The sequence below is a fragment of the Gemella haemolysans genome (assembly GCF_001553035.1).
Lineage (GTDB): Bacteria > Bacillota > Bacilli > Staphylococcales > Gemellaceae > Gemella > Gemella haemolysans_B.
Genome location: NZ_KQ959925.1, coordinates 24113 through 40655, shown reverse-complemented (window position 1 = coordinate 40655; position 16543 = coordinate 24113). Strand labels below are relative to the sequence as shown.

The following is a 16543-nucleotide window of genomic DNA, read 5'->3' as shown; positions in this document are numbered from 1 at the left end:
TTATATATCTAATAAATGATTAAATTTGATTTTTTTTGTTTCTAAATAATATTTGTTTTCTTTTTGCGGTTTTATGTTTATTGGAACACGGTCTACTACATTTATTCCTAAAGAACTTAGCTGTTCTACTTTATCTGGATTATTAGTAAGAAGTTTTACCGATTTAATTCCTAAGTAATCAAGCATGTCTACTGCTATAGTATAGTCTCTTTCATCGGGAGCAAAACCTAGTTGAACATTAGCCTCGTAAGTATCAACCCCTTGCTCTTGTAATTGGTAGGCAAGAAGTTTATTTCTTAATCCTATTCCTCGTCCTTCTTGTCGTAGATAAAGAACAGCGCCACGACCTAAGTCAGAAATTTTTTGTAGAGCCGCATGTAGTTGTTCACCACAGTCGCATCGATGAGAAGTGAAGACATCTCCAGTTAAGCACTCTGAGTGAACTCGTATTAATAAAGGTTCTTCAGAAGTTAAATCACCTTTACTGATGATTAGGTGTTCTTTATTAAATTCATCTTCGAAGAGCTGTAAATCAAAATCACCAAATTCTGTAGGTAATTTTACTTTAACGCTATCTTCAAATGACAAAAAACGTGTTAACTCATCCAAATCCACTACCGTTAAATTCCATTTTTTAGCGAATTCATACAAGTCATCTCTTCTAGCCATAGTACCATCTTCATTCATAATTTCACAGATATATGTTGCTTCTGAACAACCAGCTAGTCTAGCTAAATCTAAACTTGCTTCTGTGTGTCCGCGACGAACTTTAATTCCACCATCACGACCAATAAGTGGGAACATATGACCAGGTCTATTGAAATCCTCTGGTTTAGAATTTGGATTTGCTAATTCTTTTATAGTTGTTGCTCTTTCAAAAGCTGAGATTCCCGTAGTTGATGTTTTATAATCAACGCTAACTGTAAACGCAGTCTGGTGTGGATCTGTATTTTTATCTAACATAGAGTGTAGATTCAATCTTTTAGCTATGTCAGTTGAAACTGGGGCACAAATTAAACCACGAGCATGTTTTGCCATAAAATTAACAGTTTCACCAGTAACGAATTCTGCTAGTCCTACTAAATCTCCTTCAGCCTCTCTGTCATCATCATCGATAAGAACGATTAATTTTCCAGCTTTTAAATCCTCTATTGCTTTTCTTACGTTATTAATCATTAAATTTTCCTCCAAATAGTTTTAATTGAGCTTTAATATATTTTGCTAATATATCTGTTTCTATATTTACACTATCACCAATTTTTAATTTTTCTAAGTTTGTATGCTTAGCTGTATGTGGAATTAGCGACACTGTAAATTTGTTGTTATCACAAGTTACTACTGTTAAACTTATTCCATTAATTGTAATAGATCCTTGGTTAATTATTTCACCTTGGAATTTACTAGGATATGAAAAAGTAAGTAGAATGGCATTTTCATCTTTTTGCCTTGCTGCTAATTGAGCTAGTCCATCACTGTGGCCAGAAACTATATGACCTTCGAATCTGTCTGAATGCCCCATTGCAGGTTCTAAGTTTACAGCATCATTTATTTTTAAATCTTTAAATGTGGTTCTTTTATAAGTTTCTGGCATAATATCTACAGTAAACTGCGATGAACTTTTTTGAACACATGTTAGACATACACCGTTTACCGCCATACTATCACCAATTTTGTACGTTTCTAGTAAATTCTTACTTGCTTGAATAGTCAGTTTTATACTATGACTAGATTTAATAATTTTTACTATTTTACCTTGTTCTTTTATTAATCCTGTAAACATTGAGAAACTCTCCTTCCTGAGATACGTATATCTTCACCAAGTTTAGTAATCTTAGTATTGTTAAGTTGTATTTTTTCACTTGTTATCCTATTACTAGTGAATGATGAAGTGTTATTTCCTCCTAAGAGAATAGGGGAAATATAGGTTATGACTTCATCCCAATAACCGCTAGCTAAAAATTGATCATGAATGCTAGGTCCACCTTCAACATAAATCGATTGAATACCGAGTTTGGCTATTTCAGATAAAATTTCTTTTATGCTGAATTCTTTAGGTGTAATTAGAGTTACATGTGAAGGTAAGTTTTCGTGTTTAACTTTTGTGAAAACTATAACTTCAGATGAACTATTGTTAAATAGATTAAGATTACTTTTTTCAAAGATAGCCCCGTCAGCGTCTAAGACAATTCTTTTTGGTGGGAACAAGGATGTATTAGCTCCTGCTAGTTTTGGATTGTCTATTAATACAGTCTTGGCACCTACGAGAATTGCTTGATAATTATCTCTTTCAGTTCTCACGAAATCATAGACTTCTTTACCAGTAATTTGAGTTCTCTCGTTGGTAAAGGCTAGTTTTCCGTCCAGACTAGTGGCTTGCTTTAAGACTACATAAGGTCTCTTCTCACTATGAAATAGGTTATAAGTGTAGTTTAAGTTATAAGCTTCTTTTTCAAGGACACTAGTTATTACTTCTATACCGTTGTCTTGTAAATATTTGATACCTTTTCCGCTAACGATAGGATTAGGATCTAATTGAGCAACAACTACCTTAGAAATACCCATTTCTACAATAGCATCTGTACAAGGTGGTTGTTTACCTTCATGGTTACAAGGTTCTAAAGTAACGTAAAGTGTTGAATTAAATAATTTTTCAGGAGTTTTGCAAGTAGAAATTGCATTTTTTTCAGCGTGTTCGCATCCATAGCGAAGATGTGAACCCCTTGCGATAATTTCATTATCTTTTACAATAACTGCTCCTACCAAAGGGTTAGTATATGTGTATTTATCACCACGTTTGGCTTCAAGTAGAGCAAGTTTCATAAAATATTCATGCATAATTATCAACTCCTCTCTAAATAATAAAAATCCCAATTACATTTGAAGTTCAAATTTAATCGGGATTGATGGTTAGTTTTATATTTAATTAATAGACCTTAGTGTTTTTAGATACACTATAGGCTATAAAAATATTCTCAATAAGTATTAGGTGTTTTTATCCTAATATTACTAATTTCTTCTCCCATCCAGACTATACTGTCGGTTCTGGAATTTCACCAGATCAGCTTGCGCTCACGGACTTCTAGTAAACTAGTCACCGCCGGTTGGGACTTTCACCCGACCCCGAAGAAATATTTAATTCATGACTTAATATTAACACTAATGAAAACGGTTGTCAATGATAAAAAATAAAAACTATCACAAAATATAAAATATACAATGTGATAGTTTTGTTTAATTTATTATAAGAATTGTGCTAAACAAACGATAAGTATAATAATTGGTAGTACATATCTTAGTAAGAATAACCATACTTTGAATAATACTAAGCTAGATTTTTTATTTTCATCAATGTGTAATTGCTCTAAAGCTACTTTTTTATCAAGTACATATCCTGTGAATATCGATAATGCAAGACAACCAAGTGGCATTAAAATATTAGAAACTAGGAAATCCATTAAATCAAAAACTGTTTTTCCGAATATTAATGTATTAGATAGTGAACCGTAAGATAAGGCAGAAGGAATTCCAACGATGAAAGTTAAGATTCCGATAATTACACTAAATTTAGTACGGTTAGTATTTCTTTGATTAGTAATGTTTCCTACATTAATTTCTAACATAACTACTGATGAAGTAATAGTAGCAAATAAGAATAATATTAAGAATAAGATGTAGAAAATTTTACCGAATGCCATATTGTTGAATAACTGAGGTAGCACGATGAATAATAAACTTGGTCCACCTTCAGATTCCATACCGAATGAACTCATCGCAGGGAAAATTGCTAATCCAGCCATTATTGAAACTGCAATGTTCATTAATACAACTGAGATACCAGATTGAACTAAGTTTGTTCTTCTATCAAGATAAGAAGCATATGTAAGCATAGCTGTAACCCCGATTGATAATGCGAAGAATGATTGTCCTAGTGCGAATAAAATACCAGAACTTGTGATTTTAGAGAAATCTGGTTTTAAGAAATAAGTAACACCGCTCATCGCGTTAGGTAATGATAATGATCTTGCGATAATTACTAGGAAGATAATGAATAATAGTGGCATCATAATTTTTGATGCTTTTTCAATACCTTTTTGAACCCCACGAGATACTATATAAATATTCAATAAGATGAATAATGCTTGTGCTCCTAAGGCAATCCAAGTGTTAGAAATGATACTAACGAAAAGTGCTGCATGATCAGTAGTAGAGTGGATACCAAGGGCGTCTGCGATTGAAATACCAAGATATACTAAAATCCATCCGCCGATAACACTGTAGAATGATAGTAAGATGAATAAGGCGAATCCACCGATATAACCAATAACATTGTATTTTTTATTTTTTCCTAATTTACCGAAAGTTCTAATCGCTGCAACACCAGCGCCACGACCTAGTACAAATTCAGCTAGAAGAAGCGGTAAACCAATTAATAATGTAAAGATAAGGAAGACTAGTAAGAATCCACCTCCACCATTCGCTGCGGTCATATATGGGAACTTCCATACTGCACCTAGTCCTATTGCAGAGCCAGCAGAAGCAAGTATGAATCCTATTTTAGAACTCCATTTTGAATTATCTGACATAAATTTTTCCTCCTAAATTTAATTTTAAAAATAAGTAAAAGCTATTTAGAAAATACTAAATAGCTTTTTAGAAATATATATTATTATACCCAAGGCCATTTAGTATTTTTACCAATGGCCGAAAAACAAACTTAACTAGCCATTGTAGACATCGTTGCACTTATATCTACAATGCTATGAGATATAAGTGCTGCTAAAATGGCACGAAAAAGTATTCTCTGTTACTAGTTAAAATAGTGTTTTTCATTATTGAGTAGCTCCTTTTATAATTGTTGTTAAAATCTTAACATTTATCTGATAATTTGTCAATTATTTTTTGGAAATCTTTATGAAAAAAATAAAATGGGGATTAAATTTTCAATTCTTATCATAGATATTATATAAACTGATGTAATCCATATTTTAGGGATTACATATAGTTTTTTCTGATATTATTTAAATATGAAAAAACAGACTCTAGAAATCTAGAATCTGTTTTTTCAATTTTTATTCGTTATCTAATTGCATGTAAACAACCTGAGTTGTTAAGTATTCTTCTAAACCGTGTTTACCATCTGCTCCACCGATACCAGATTTACGACGTCCAGCGTGGAATCCTTGCATTGCTTCGAAGTTTTCACGGTTGATATAAGTTTCACCGAATTTTAGCCCATTAACAGCTTTAAATGCAGTGTTTAAGTTAGTAGTGTAAACTGATGAAGTTAATCCGTATTCTGAATCGTTAGCGTATTCTAATACTTCTTCTAAAGTTTTGAATGTAGCAATTGGGATTACAGGCCCGAATGTTTCTTCTTTCATGATGTTCATTTCGTTAGTTACGTTTGTTAATACAGTTGGACCAAAGAAGTATCCAACTTGTTTTTCATCACGAGTTCCACCGTAAGATAGGGTAGCACCTTGTTTAACTGCGTAAGCAACTTTTTCAGCAACAGTATCTAAAGCGCGTTTTTCAATAAGTGGTCCGTAGTCTACGCCACCTTCTTTATTAGGGTCACCGAATTTAACTTTATCAAGTTCAGCGAATAATAATTTTTCGAATTCATCTTTAATATCTTCGTGCACATATACTCTTTCTGCACAGTTACATACTTGTCCAGAGTTAATTACACGAGAAGCTACGATTGCTTTAGCAGCAAGATTTAAGTCTGCATCTTTAAAGACGATAGCTGGTGCTTTTCCTCCAAGTTCTAGAGAAACATTAGTAATGTTTTCAGCGGCAGCTTTCATAACTTCTTGTCCAGCTGTTAAGCTACCTGTTAAGCTTACTAATCCAACTTTAGGGTTAGAAGCTAATCTATTTCCAACTACAGATCCACGACCGTGGACAATGTTTAGGATACCTTTAGGTAGACCTACTTCCACACAGATTTCAGCGAAAATATTTGCATTAATTGGTGTTAATTGACTAGGTTTAATAACGATTGTATTCCCTGTAAGTAAAGCTGGTGCAGCTTTTCTAGCGATTAAGAAGAATGGGAAGTTCCAAGGTAAGATACCGGTAGTTACTCCGTGAGGGCGTTTGAATAAGAAGATGTGTTCATCTTTTCTATCACTTTGAATAATTTCCCCTTCATATCTTCTAGCCCACTCAGCCATATAATCTAAATAATCAGCTGTAAATAATACTTCAACTTTAGCTAAATCGAAAGTTTTCCCACCTTCGTTAACAATAGTTTGTGTAATTTCTGGTTCGCGTTCACGAATACGATCCGCAATTTTTCTTAAGTACGCTCCTCTTTCGACAGCAGGTAATTTCTCCCAATCACGTTGTGCAACTTCAGCGATATCGATAGCGCGGTCTACATCTTCTTTTGAAGAAGAAGGAACTTTTGCGATAACTTCTTCTGTTGACGGATTTAATACGTCAAGATAATCATAATTTGAATTATTTTCGAATTCCCCATTGATAAAATTTTTTAAAACTTTTACTTCACTCATAGTTTAGTTCTCCTTTTTCTTTTCTAGTAAGTAAACGTTACCATTTCTTGCTAACATTATATATTATGAAAAAGTATAAATCAAGTGTTTTGTTTAAGTTTTTGATATATATTTATATATTTAAAGATTAAATTCGATAATTTTAATAAAAAAATTGTATATGTATATTTTCAAAAATAAGTGTTAATTAATGAGAGAGGGGGACAATCAAAAAAATATAAATATCTGTAATATAGCAAATAAAACGCATACATAAAAGAAGAAGATTATTGATTTACAAAAATTAAATTTTTGTACTTGTTACAGATTAAGATTGAATTTAATATTTAATACATTAAGTAATTAAAGTAAATAATAAGAAAAAATTTTTCCGAGCAAAATTATTTCCATATTCAATATGTTTAGTGGTATAATCTTAGGTAAGAAACAATTAGGAGGTTCATTAATGAAACAGAATATAGGAGTTATTGGTTTATCAGTAATGGGAAGTAACTTAGCTTTAAATATCGCGGACAATGGATTTAAAGTTGCGGTATTTAATAGAACAACAACAGTTGTTGATAAAATGCTAGAGGAGCATCCACACAAAAATGTAGTAGGAAGATATTCACTACAAGAGCTAATTGACGGTCTAGAAAAACCTAGAAAAGTTGTTTTAATGGTCAAAGCTGGGTTTGCTGTTGACAGTTTAATAGAACAATTAACACCTCTACTAGAAAAAGGTGATATTATTATCGATGGAGGAAACTCATTCTTCAAAGATACTCAAAGAAGATACGACTTATTATTAGAAAAAGGAATCAACTACTTCGGTGTTGGTGTATCAGGAGGAGAAGAAGGTGCAAGATTTGGTCCTGCTTTAATGCCTGGTGGAGATGAAAAAGCATATGAAGAAATTCGTCCAATTTTAGAAGCTATTGCTGCTAAAGTGAATGGCGTTCCATGTTGTAGCTACACTTCAACTGGTGGTGCAGGTCACTATGTGAAAATGGTCCACAATGGAATTGAGTATGGAGATATGCAATTAATCTCTGAAGCTTACAAAGTTCTTAAACACTTAGGTGGATTTACTAATGAAGAATTACAAGAAACTTTTGAAGAGTGGAATAAAGGTGAATTAGAATCTTATCTAATTGAAATCACTGCAAATATCTTCAAAGTTAAAGAAGAAGATGGAAGCTACTTAGTAGATAAAATCTTAGATAAATCTCAACAAAAAGGTACAGGTAAATGGACTAACGAACAAGCTATTGACTTAGGAATCGATGTATCAGTTATTACAGCTGCTTTAAATGGAAGATATATGTCAAATCTTAAAGAAGAACGTGTTCGCGCTGAACAAGAATTCACTCGTAAACCTTATGCAGTTGTAGAAGACAAAGAAAGATTAAAAAATATTGTAAAAGATGCATTATTCATTTCAAAAATTGTATCATATGCACAAGGATTCAAATTACTACAAGCTGCTGAAAAAGAATACAGCTGGACTTTTGATTATTCACAAATCGCTAAAATTTTCCGTGGTGGATGTATTATTCAAGCGAAAATTTTACAAAACATTATCGAAGCGTACCAAAATAATCCAAAATTAGAAAACTTAATTTTTGATCCATTCTTCAAAGAAGTAATCGAAACAAGACAAGATAGTTTACGTGAAGTTGCTGCATTAGCAATTACTAACAGATTACCACTAAGTGCTATGACATCTGCAATTTCATACTTAGATATCTACACTACAGCAAACAGTGGTGCTAACTTAATTCAAGCGCAACGTGACTATTTTGGAGCACATACTTTTGAAAGAACTGATAAAGAAGGAAGTTATCACTATGACTGGGTTGGAAATAATGGAAAATAAAACAGCTATAACACTTTTTGGGGGGACAGGAGACTTAACATATAGAAAACTGTTACCTGCATTATATAACTTAAATGCATTAGCTAAATTAGCCGATGATTTTAAGATTGTTGTAATTGGACGTAGAGAATACTCGCAAGCGGATTATATTAATATTGTTCGTACTTGGGTAAAAGAACATGCTCGTACCAAGTTTGATGATGAAGAATTTGAATCTTATGCTAAGAGAATTATTTATTTCAAAATGAATATGACAAATGAAGATGATTATGAAATGCTGCAAAACTTCTATGTTGAGCAAGATATTCAAAATCACGTATACTATTTTGCGGTAGCACCTTCATTTTTCATGACTATAACAAATGGTCTTCAAAAACATTGTTCAGAAAATAATGCGAAGGTTATCATAGAAAAACCATTCGGAGAAGATTTAGAAAAAGCAGGATTATTAAATGATGAACTTGAAAAATTCTTCAATCAAGATGAAATTTATCATATCGATCATTATTTAGGTAAAGAAATGATTCAAAACATTCTTTCTTTACGTTTTAAAAATATAATATTCAAAGGTATTTGGAATAAAGACTTCATCGAAAATGTTCAAATTACTGCTGCTGAAACAGTAGGTGTAGGAACTAGGGCTAGTTATTACGATAAGAGTGGTGCTTTAAAAGATATGGTTCAAAACCATTTATTACAAGTGTTGTCGCTAGTGGCTATGGAAGAACCTAAGGGGACAGAAAGTGTCAGAATCCACGAAAGTCAATATAATCTTCTTTCGGCGCTTAAACCAATTGAAGATGTTCGAGACAGTTTAGTAATGGGTCAGTATGAAGGATATCTACAAGAAGAAAATATTCCTATAGATTCTAAAACGGAAACATATGCAGCTCTTAAATTATATATAGATAATGAGCGTTGGGAAGGGATACCATTCTTTATAAGAACAGGTAAGAAAATGGATAACCGTGAAACTCAAGTTGTTGTTCAATTTAAAGCTGTTGGTGATGTTCCTGGTAATGTATTGATAATTAGAATACAACCAGATGAGGGTGTTTATTTCCAATTTAATGCGAAAAAACCGGGAACAGAGCAAGAGCTTCAGCAAATTTCACTAGATTTTTGCCAAAGTTGTATTTTAGAAAATAGAATAAATACTCCTGAAGCATATGAAAGATTGTTGGATGCATGTTTTAAAGGGGATCGTTCGTTGTTCTCACAATGGGATCAAATTGTAGCTTCATGGACTTTTGTTAATAAGTTAATAGCTAAATATGAAGAACAAGGTTCTCCATTATATACTTATGAACAAGGTTCAAAAGGTCCTAAAGAAGCTGACGAACTTGTTAATTGGGTTAAATAGATTATTAGATGTATTGTGTGAGTAAAGTCATACAATACATTTAATTTTTATAATTTGAAAATTTAGGCGTCAGAATTGCAAAGTTTACGATATCAGATAAGTGTAGTATAATGAGAAGATGAATAAAAATAGAGAGTTTGAAAAGGAGCAATAAAATGAGACTTTTAGATTCAATGTTGGAGTATAATGAGTATTTCGTAAGGTTTGAGGAATATCAAAAATATAAAACTGAAGATAAATACCCTGCAAAGAGAGTAGTGATGTTTACATGTATGGATACAAGATTAGTTGAGTTAGCGACAAAATCACTAAATTTATCTTCAGGAGATGTGAAAGTGGTAAAAAATGCTGGTGCAATTTTGACTCATCCATTCGGTTCTATAATGAGAAGTCTGATAATAGCTGTTTATATGCTTAAAGCAGATGAGATTATCGTTATGGGACATCATGATTGTGGTATGCAAAATATTGATACTAATTTAATTATGGAAAAAATGCAGAGTAGGGGTGTAGGTAAGGAAACTTTAGATATTTTGCAGTATTCAGGACTTGATTTGAGTTCGTGGTTACATGGTTTTGATGATGTTAATGAAAGTGTAGCTCATGACGTAAATATGATAACGAAACATCCATTGATTCCAAAAGATGTACCTGTTCACGGGTTGGTTATCAATCCTGAAAATGGGAAAGTAGATTTAGTAGTTAATGGTTATGATAATTTAAGGAAATAGGAAGGGGAGCGTAAGTTGAAAAAAATATTAATACTAAATACAGGTGGCACTATTTCTATGAGTGAGGATCAGAAAACTGGGAAAGTTGGTCCTACAGAGACTAATCCTATAGGAGTAGGTGGGAATATATTTTCGTATATTGCCGATTTGTATGTGGAAGATTTATATCATCTAGCATCACCTCAAATAACGCAAAATGAAATGTTAGGTATTAAAAATAGAATAAATAAAGCTGTTCAAGAAGGGTATGATGGTGTAGTGGTTACTCATGGTACAGATACGCTTGAAGAAACAGCATATTATCTAGAGTTAACTCTTGATGTAAATATTCCAATTGTTATAACTGGAGCTATGCGTTCAAGTAATGAAATAGGAGCAGATGGGCTAGCCAATCTTAGAAGCTCTTTAGTAGTTGCTACTGATGAAGAAAGTAGTGATAAGGGAGTTTTAGTGGTGATGAATGATGAAGTTCATACAGCGACCTATGTCACAAAGACTCACACAACCAATGTTGCGACATTCCAGACACCAACATTTGGTCCGATAGGACTTGTGTCGAAAAATAATGTTATATATTTCCAAAAATTGATTAAAGAGGAACATTATGAGGTAAATACTACTGAAAAGAAAGTATATTTACTAAAAGCATATGCTGGAATGGATGAGAAGTTGATTAATGCTGTTTGTGATTTAGGTGCGGATGGTTTAGTTATAGAAGCTTTAGGCGCAGGGAACCTACCACCACAAACTGTTTCTGCTGTTAGAAACTGTATTAAGAAGAGTATACCTGTAGTTTTTGTTTCTCGTGCATTTAATGGAGTTACTCAAGATGTTTATGACTATGAAGGTGGAGGAAAAAGATTCCAACAAGATGGAGTTATTTTTACAACGGGACTAAGTGGTCAAAAAGCTAGAGTTAAATTAATGATTTTACTGGAGGCAGGTATATCATTTGAAAAACTAAGAGAACTGTTTTAATAATTGTTTTAATTACTATATTATATGTTTATAAGGTTGAATAATTTTTATAATTATGGTAGTATATTAAATGATTAAAATTAGGAAAGAGGTGTAAAATTGAAATTTAAATATCACAAGTCGTATCGCGGTTTTTATCTACTTGATGAAAACAAATTTAAACGACCATACCAAAAATTAGATCAAGAGAAAACATTAAAAAACTTAGGTAATAAGACTGAGTTTAATAAAAATGAAATAATAGAAATAGAAGATAAGTTAGTAGTCTTTTTTGAAAAAAATGCTGAACAATCTACAAAACAAAATAATACAAAAAAACAAAAAAATACAAAAAAAATTGAGGAAATCGATTTTGAAGTACTAGAGTTAAAGTACAAAATCCCGAGACTTTTATTGAAAAAATTATACAGCGTTATTGCGGAAAATTCTAAAAAAGCAGCTTACGATCTACAATCAGTATTATCTGTTTTAGAGAATATTACACTAGCTGATAGTTTATTTTCTTCAAAAGTTAAGAAAATATTCTATTATAGTGATAGTGAATTAGAGAACTTACTTGCTAGATACAATTTTGATAATATTAACGTAGCTGACTTGAAAAAAGATATTGAAGTAAATTATCCTAGTCAATACATCTCTGAGTTACCAATAGATTACAAGGAATATGAAATGATATTTGTATTTTATTTCATAATCCAAATTGAATTACTAACAATCTTAAAATAGAAAATGAATTTTTTGATTAAAATCTTTCTGTAAGGACTTGATTTTTTGTTAAGTCTTTGCTATAATTTTAATCAGAAAGTTTATTTTTTTAAAACAAGTTGGTCGAAAAACGACCTAACCGGACAAAAGGTGTCCACAAATAAATTTTCAATTCTATAGGGGAAACATAAGATGGATATTTTACATTTGTTACATATGCAAAGTAGACTCGTACCTGAAATGTTTATGAAATTTAATAATAGATATGAACTGTTGGTTACTATTAAAGTTAATCAACCTGTTGGTCGAAAAACATTATTGAATTTTATCAATATGACAGAAAGGCAATTACGTACAGAATGTGAAGTTTTATCCAAGTTAGGGCTAATTACAAAAAACGCTACAGGGATGAGTATTACTGAAAAAGGAGAGATTCTTCTTTTAGAGATAAAAGAAGCGGTTATAAACGATGTCTTTGCAAAAGAAAGAAGTTTTATAAAAAATCATTTTTCAATAAAACAAGTTCATATAGTTGCGGGTGACTTTATTAATAATGAAGCCACTAGAGAAGAAATGACAAGCCTACTTTTGGATAAGGTTAATGCTAAAATAACTAAAGATTGCGTAATTGGAGTCAGCGGAGGAAGTACAATGTACTACATAGCCGGCAAAGCTAATGCAACATTTGGTTATGGGAAAAATGTTACTATAACACCGATAAGAGGTGGCCTATCTGTCGTGGATACTGAGTATCAAGCAAATGATATAGCGTCTAAAATGGCTAAAAATTCAGGTCATGCATATCAATTGTTACACGCACCAGATAATATAGGACAAAAGGCATTAGAGGAACTTGTAAAAGAGCCTGTTGTAAAAAATGCACTTGATGTTATAGAAAAAACATCCATAATTATCCATAGTATAGGAAATGCTTTTGAAATGGCAGAAAGACGTAAGTCGTCTAAAGAAGTTTTAGAAGTATTAAATGAGAAAAAAGCTGTTAGTGAATCATTCGGAAGTTATTTCGATGAGAACGGCAGTGAGATATTTAAAACCTCTACTATAGGTATGAGTTTTAAAGATGTTAATGGCATTGATAATGTCTTTACGATAGTTGGTGGAGAGGCAAAAGCTGATGCGGTATACAGTTACTTAAATACTAATCCAGCGAATGCAACACTGATTATTGACGAGGCTATTTGCAAAAAAATAATAAAAAAAGTTAATAAAAATTTTTAGGAGGAACTAAAAAATGACAGTAAAAGTAGCAATTAACGGATTTGGACGTATCGGACGTCTAGCATTAAGAAGAATCCAAAACGTAGAAGGGATCGAAGTAGTAGCAATTAACGACTTAACACCAGTTGCTCAACTAGTTCACTTATTAAAATACGACACAACTCAAGGTCGTTTTGACGGAGAAGTATCTGCAGCAGAAGGAAGCATCGTAGTAAACGGTAAAGAAATTAAAGCTTTCGCTAATCCAAACCCAGCTGAATTACCATGGGGAGAATTAGGAGTAGACGTAGTATTAGAATGTACTGGTTTCTTCACTTCTAAAGAAAAAGCTGAAGCTCACATTAAAGCAGGAGCTAAAAAAGTTGTAATCTCTGCTCCAGGTGGAAACGACGTTAAAACTGTAGTTTACAACGTAAACCACGAAATCTTAGATGGAACTGAAACAGTTATCTCTGGTGCTTCATGTACTACTAACTGTTTAGCGCCAATGGCTAAAGCATTACACGATAACTTCACAGTAGTTGAAGGATTAATGACAACTATCCACGGATACACTGGTGACCAAAATACACTAGATGCTCCACACCCTAAAGGAGACTTACGTCGTGCTCGTGCTGCAGCTGCTAACATCGTACCTAACACAACTGGTGCTGCTAAAGCAATCGGATTAGTAATCCCAGAATTAAGCGGTAAATTAGATGGAGCTGCTCAACGTGTACCTGTACCAACAGGATCATTAACTGAATTAGTAGCAGTAGTAGAAAAAACTGTTACAGCAGAAGAAGTTAACGCTGCTATGGAAGCTGCTTCTAACGAATCATTCGGTTACAACGTAGACCCAATCGTATCTTCTGATATCGTAGGAATTTCTTACGGATCATTATTCGATGCAACTCAAACAAAAGTTATCACTGTTGGTGACAAACAATTAGTTAAAGTTGTATCTTGGTACGACAACGAAATGTCTTACACTGCTCAATTAGTAAGAACATTAAAATACTTTGCAGGATTAATCAAATAATCTAATTAGGTAATAAATAAGAGTAGATAAGATATAAGTTGATTTTGACTTATATCTTGTCTCATATATTCCAAAAATATTTAAAAGGAGCTTTCCATGAAGAAATCTATTAAAGACTTAGGTAACTTACAAGGGAAAACTGTCTTAATGCGTGTTGATTTCAACGTGCCTTTAAAAGATGGTGTAATTACAAACGATAATCGTATTACTGCAGCATTACCAACTATTGAGTATGCTTTAAATCAAGGAGCTAAAGTAGTAGCGTTCTCTCACTTAGGACGTGTTAAAGAAGAAGCTGATAAAGCTTCAAAAAGTTTAGCGCCAGTTGCTAAAAGATTATCAGAACTATTAGGTAAAGAAGTAAAATTCGTAGCTGAAACTCGTGGAGCTGAATTAGAAGCAGCGGTTAAAGGATTAAATGAAGGTGAAATCTTAATGTTCGAAAACACTCGTTTCGAAGATGTAGATGGTAAAAAAGAATCTAAAAATAATCCAGAACTTGCTAAATATTGGGCTTCTTTAGGTGATGTATATGTAAACGATGCATTCGGTACAGCTCACCGTGCTCATGCTTCAAACGTAGGTATTGCATCTAATATTGGTGAAGGAAACTCTGCTTCTGGATTCCTAGTAGATAAAGAAATTAAATTTATCGGTGGAGCAGTTGATAACCCAGAAAGACCACTTGTTGCAATCTTAGGTGGAGCAAAAGTTTCTGATAAAATTGCAGTAATTGAAAACTTATTAGATAAAGCTGATAAAGTAATCATCGGTGGAGGTATGGCTTATACTTTCATGAAAGCACAAGGTAAAGAAATCGGAATTTCACTTTGTGAAGATGATAAAGTTGAATACGCTCGTGAACTTATGGCAAAAGCTGGTGATAAATTAGTATTACCAATCGATACAGTTGTAGCTAAAGAGTTCTCAAATGATGCGCCTAGCCGTGTTGCTGAAGGTGATATTCAGCCTGATGAAGAAGGATTAGATATCGGTCCTAAATCTGTTGAATTATTCAAAAACACTCTTGAGGGAGCAAAAACTGTAATTTGGAACGGGCCAATGGGTGTGTTCGAAATGCCAAACTTTGCAAAAGGTACAATTGGTGTATGTGAAGCTATTGCTCACTTAGAAGGAGCTACTACTATCATTGGTGGTGGAGATAGTGCAACAGCAGCTATTTCTTTAGGATATGCAGAAAAATTCTCACACATTTCTACAGGTGGGGGAGCTTCTCTAGAATACCTAGAAGGAAAAGTATTACCAGGAATTGATTCATTATCAAATAAATAATTTTTTAACTCAAGGAGAGTAACATTATGTCAAGATTACCATTTATCGCAGGAAACTGGAAAATGAACAAAAACCCAGAAGAAACTAAAGCTTTTGTTGAAGCAATCGCTGGGAAATTACCATCAGCAGATAAAGTTGAAGCTGGTATTGCAGCTCCAGCTGTTGATCTAAGTGCATTACTTAGCGCTGCTGAAGGAACAGGATTAAAAGTTGCAGCTCAAAACTGTTACTTCGAAAATTCTGGAGCTTATACAGGTGAAACTTCACCAAAAGTATTAGCTGAAATGGGAGTTAATTATGTAGTAATCGGTCACTCAGAACGTCGTGAATATTTCCACGAAACAGATGAAGATATTAATAAAAAAGCAAAAGCTATTTTTGCAAATGGATTATTACCAATCATCTGCTGTGGTGAAACACTTGAAACTTATGAAGCAGGAAAAGCTGCTGAATTCGTAGGAGCTCAAGTAAAAGGAGCTTTAGCTGATTTAACGGCTGAACAAGTAGCATCATCAGTTATCGCTTATGAACCAATTTGGGCTATCGGAACTGGAAAATCAGCTACTAAAGAAGATGCACAAAAAATGTGTAAAGCTGTTCGTGATGTAGTTGAAGGACTATACGGAAAAGAAGTTGCTGAAAAAGTTCGTATCCAATACGGTGGTTCAGTAAAACCTGAAAACGTAAAAGAATACCTATCATGCCCGGACGTAGATGGAGCATTAGTAGGTGGAGCTGCTTTACAACCAGAATCATTCTTAGCTCTTTTAGAAGGCGGAAAATTAGATTAGGTTTAGCAATTTTAAAAAAATTGTAGTATAATAGAAATATAAA

General features: G+C 32.9%; 14 protein-coding genes and 1 riboswitch. Of the genes, 9 read left to right on the top strand and 5 right to left on the bottom strand.

Annotation, left to right across the window (positions count from 1 at the left end; translation table 11 throughout):
• The 5 genes from HMPREF3186_RS01410 to aldA all read right to left on the bottom strand — a co-directional run bounded on the left by HMPREF3186_RS01410 (window position 1) and on the right by aldA (window position 6521).
• Window positions 1–1176, bottom strand: a complete 1176-nt coding sequence (locus HMPREF3186_RS01410) for a bifunctional 3,4-dihydroxy-2-butanone-4-phosphate synthase/GTP cyclohydrolase II (RefSeq protein WP_060913587.1) — start codon at window positions 1174–1176, stop codon at window positions 1–3.
• Complete coding sequence (locus HMPREF3186_RS01405; protein ID WP_004263116.1) at window positions 1169–1780, bottom strand: riboflavin synthase; 612 nt, start codon at window positions 1778–1780, stop codon at window positions 1169–1171. The genes HMPREF3186_RS01410 and HMPREF3186_RS01405 overlap by 8 nt, the downstream gene beginning before the upstream one ends.
• Window positions 1765–2835 carry a bifunctional diaminohydroxyphosphoribosylaminopyrimidine deaminase/5-amino-6-(5-phosphoribosylamino)uracil reductase RibD gene (gene ribD / locus HMPREF3186_RS01400; protein WP_060913586.1) on the bottom strand — a complete coding sequence of 357 codons (1071 nt, stop codon included), beginning with the start codon at window positions 2833–2835 and terminating at the stop codon, window positions 1765–1767. Before ribD ends, HMPREF3186_RS01405 begins: the two co-directional genes overlap by 16 nt.
• Window positions 2836–3007: 172 nt before the next feature.
• Window positions 3008–3132, bottom strand: a riboswitch (FMN riboswitch).
• A gap of 107 nt (window positions 3133–3239) precedes the next feature.
• The gene (locus HMPREF3186_RS01395) at window positions 3240–4583 is read right to left on the bottom strand and encodes a sodium-dependent transporter (protein ID WP_060913585.1); all 1344 of its coding nucleotides are present in this window, start codon (window positions 4581–4583) and stop codon (window positions 3240–3242) included.
• Window positions 4584–5069: 486 nt separating this feature from the next.
• A complete protein-coding gene (gene aldA / locus HMPREF3186_RS01390) occupies window positions 5070–6521 on the bottom strand; it encodes an aldehyde dehydrogenase (RefSeq protein ID WP_060913584.1) in 1452 nt (483 codons plus the stop codon).
• Between the two features lie 445 nt (window positions 6522–6966).
• Between aldA and gnd the strand changes: the two genes are divergently transcribed.
• From gnd to tpiA, 9 genes are all read left to right on the top strand, one after another.
• Window positions 6967–8379, top strand: coding sequence for a decarboxylating NADP(+)-dependent phosphogluconate dehydrogenase (gene gnd / locus HMPREF3186_RS01385; RefSeq protein WP_060913583.1), 1413 nt, complete (start codon window positions 6967–6969; stop codon window positions 8377–8379).
• The gene (zwf, locus tag HMPREF3186_RS01380; RefSeq protein ID WP_084812627.1) at window positions 8351–9742 is read left to right on the top strand and encodes a glucose-6-phosphate dehydrogenase; all 1392 of its coding nucleotides are present in this window, start codon (window positions 8351–8353) and stop codon (window positions 9740–9742) included. Before gnd ends, zwf begins: the two co-directional genes overlap by 29 nt.
• 155 nt (window positions 9743–9897) lie before the next feature.
• A complete protein-coding gene (locus tag HMPREF3186_RS01375) occupies window positions 9898–10473 on the top strand; it encodes a beta-class carbonic anhydrase (protein ID WP_060913582.1) in 576 nt (191 codons plus the stop codon).
• A gap of 15 nt (window positions 10474–10488) precedes the next feature.
• On the top strand, window positions 10489–11451 hold the full coding sequence (locus HMPREF3186_RS01370; protein ID WP_060913581.1) for an asparaginase: 963 nt from the start codon (window positions 10489–10491) through the stop codon (window positions 11449–11451).
• A gap of 99 nt (window positions 11452–11550) precedes the next feature.
• Entirely contained in the window at window positions 11551–12177 is a 627-nt protein-coding gene (locus tag HMPREF3186_RS01365; RefSeq protein WP_060913580.1) for a hypothetical protein, read from the top strand.
• 219 nt (window positions 12178–12396) lie between these two features.
• On the top strand, window positions 12397–13395 hold the full coding sequence (locus HMPREF3186_RS01360) for a sugar-binding transcriptional regulator (protein ID WP_231724137.1): 999 nt from the start codon (window positions 12397–12399) through the stop codon (window positions 13393–13395).
• Between the two features lie 13 nt (window positions 13396–13408).
• The gene (gene gap / locus HMPREF3186_RS01355) at window positions 13409–14416 is read left to right on the top strand and encodes a type I glyceraldehyde-3-phosphate dehydrogenase (protein ID WP_060913578.1); all 1008 of its coding nucleotides are present in this window, start codon (window positions 13409–13411) and stop codon (window positions 14414–14416) included.
• Window positions 14417–14512: 96 nt separating this feature from the next.
• Window positions 14513–15709, top strand: coding sequence for a phosphoglycerate kinase (locus HMPREF3186_RS01350; RefSeq protein ID WP_060913577.1), 1197 nt, complete (start codon window positions 14513–14515; stop codon window positions 15707–15709).
• 26 nt (window positions 15710–15735) lie between these two features.
• Complete coding sequence (gene tpiA, locus HMPREF3186_RS01345; protein WP_060913576.1) at window positions 15736–16500, top strand: triose-phosphate isomerase; 765 nt, start codon at window positions 15736–15738, stop codon at window positions 16498–16500.
• Window positions 16501–16543 lie beyond the last annotated feature (43 nt).